This window comes from Streptomyces cinereospinus (genome assembly GCF_042430725.1).
GTDB lineage: Bacteria > Actinomycetota > Actinomycetes > Streptomycetales > Streptomycetaceae > Streptomyces > Streptomyces cinereospinus.
The window spans coordinates 1-2,233 of record NZ_JBHMCY010000157.1 but is presented as its reverse complement, the minus strand read 5'-3'; the positions used below and the strand labels follow the sequence as shown (position 1 = coordinate 2,233).

Genomic DNA, 2,233 nt, shown 5'->3' with positions numbered 1-2,233 from the left:
GCCAATCTCTCCGGCCGTCTGGCCCTCATTGTCGACGGCAGGGCCGTGGATGTCGAAAGGGCCAGTGACGGCAGTTTCTCGTCGGATCCGCAGGCTGTGTACGAGCGGTGGGAGGTGTTCCGTGCCTGGGCCGCTGCGGCGGATCTGCCGGAGGGGGTGGTGTTCGATCCGGCTGATCTGGGTTCGCCGGCTCCGGCTCCGCGGCAGACGCTGGCGGTGGGTCTGAATTACCGTGATCATGCCTCGGAGTCGGGTTTCGCGGCTCCGGAGGGGCTGCCGCCGGTGTTCACGAAGTTCGTGACGAGTATCAGCGGGCCTGTCACGGAGGTGAGGCTGCCCGAGGGCGGCAACACCGACTGGGAGGTGGAGCTGGTGGCGGTGATCGGCCGTCGTGCGGAGGGTGTGTCGGAGGCGGACGCGTGGGGTCATGTCGCCGGTCTGGCGGTGGGGCAGGACATCTCCGAGCGGGTGTCGCAGCTGGCGGGCCCGGCGCCGCAGTTCAGTCTCGGCAAGTCGTTTCCCGGGTTCAGCCCGGTGGGGCCGTGGCTGGTCACGCCGGACGAGTTCGACGATCCCGACGATCTTGAGCTGCGCTGTGCGGTCAACGGCGAGGAGGTCCAGAAGGGCCGCACCCGCGATCTGATCTTCTCGGTGCCGGCTCTGGTGAGCAAGCTGTCCGCGGTGCTGCCGCTGCTGCCCGGGGATGTCGTCTTCACCGGTACTCCGGCCGGTGTGGGTCTGGGCCGCAGCCCGCAGCGTTTCCTGTCGGCCGGTGACGAGCTGGTCAGCACGGTCGAGGGCATCGGCGAGCTGCGTCAGACCTTCGTGGCCTGAGACGGCCGGACCGACGGACCAAGGAGTCGAGGAGTCCCCCATGGCACTGCACCGTTTGACCTCCATCACCATGGGGGTCCCCAATGTCGCCGAGACGGCCGCCTACTACACCGACTTCGGGCTGGCCCCGGATGGTGACGGCTGGTTCACCTCCCAGGACGGCGGACGCCAGCTGCGGATCGTGCACGCGCCGGCCCGCCGTCTGGTGGAGGTCCGCGTCGGTGTCGACACGCCCGACGACCTGGCGGCGGCCGCGTCCCGGCTGAAGCGGCTGGGCGTCGAGTCCGTCGTCGAGGGCGGGACGCTGACCGCGTACGACAGGGTCACCGCCGTGCGCGCGGTGCTGGAGGTCGGCCCGCGGCTGGTCCAGGACCCGGCCCCGGCCACGGTCTACAACGGGCCCGGCCGCCCGGAGCGCACCGGGGCCCGCGCGGCGGGGGTGCTGCGCACCGGCCGGGTGCGGCCGCGCAAGCTGGGCCATGCCGTCGTCGGCACCACCGATTTCGATGCCACGACCGCGTTCTTCCGTGACGGGCTGGGTTTCAAGGCGTCCGACTACATCAAGGACCACGGGGCGTTCCTGCGCTGCTCCACCGACCATCACAACATCCTGGTGCTGGCCGCGCCGGTGGCTTTCCTGCACCACTCCTCCTGGCAGGTCGACGACATCGACGAGGTGGGGCGCGGGGCGGCGGCGATGCTGGAGGAGCATCCGGAGCGGCATGTGTGGGGGCTGGGCCGTCATCACGCGGGTTCGAACTTCTTCTGGTATCTGAAGGACCCGGCCGGCAACTTCAGTGAGTACTACTCCGACATGGACTGTGTCGTGGACGACCAGTTGTGGACGCCGGAGGTGCTGGAGGGGGCCAGGGGCCTGTTCAACTGGGGTCCGCCGCCTCCGCCGTCGTTCCTCGCGCCCGACGATCTCGCCGCGTTGATGACCGGCACGCACAGTGAGCCGAGGTAGAGCCGTGACGAGAAGGTCTTCGAGGGTGTACGACGTCGCGATCGTCGGGTTCGGCCCGGTGGGCCAGATGCTGGCGCTGCTTCTGGGCCGTGCCGGTCATGACGTGATCGCGCTGGAGCGCTGGCCCCGCCCCTACGATCTGCCGCGGGCGGTGCACTTCGACCACGAGATCGGCCGGATCTTCCAGGCCGCGGGGGTGGCCGGGGAGGTGCGCGCGGTCACCGACCCGGTGCCCGACTTCTACGAGTGGCGCAACGCGGCCGGTGAGCCGCTGGTGCGGATCGACTGGTCCGGCAACGGCCCCTCGGGCTGGCCCACGGCCAGTTTCTTCTGCCAGCCGCAGCTGGAGGCCGTGCTGGCCAGGGCGGCCGAGAGCCTGCCGACCGTCACCGTGCGCCGCGGCTGCGAGGTCACCGGCCTGCGCCTGGGCGA

The 2,233-nt window shown here is 70.4% G+C and carries 3 protein-coding genes; all 3 read left to right on the top strand.

From position 1 onward, the window contains the following. Window positions 1-834 (top strand): fumarylacetoacetate hydrolase family protein (locus ACFF45_RS35220; RefSeq protein ID WP_381351112.1); only part of this gene is annotated, 834 nt, incomplete at its 5' end. Between the two features lie 40 nt (window positions 835-874). After that, window positions 875-1,801, top strand: coding sequence for a VOC family protein (locus ACFF45_RS35215; RefSeq protein ID WP_381351111.1), 927 nt, complete (start codon window positions 875-877; stop codon window positions 1,799-1,801). A gap of 25 nt (window positions 1,802-1,826) precedes the next feature. Then, the coding region (locus tag ACFF45_RS35210) for an FAD-dependent monooxygenase (protein WP_381351109.1) at window positions 1,827-2,233 on the top strand (407 nt) is incomplete at its 3' end.

Coding starts and splice junctions, on each gene's coding strand:
- ACFF45_RS35215 (WP_381351111.1), top strand. CDS start 875: ATGGCACTGCACCGTTTGACCTCCATCACCATGGGGGTCCCCAATGTC.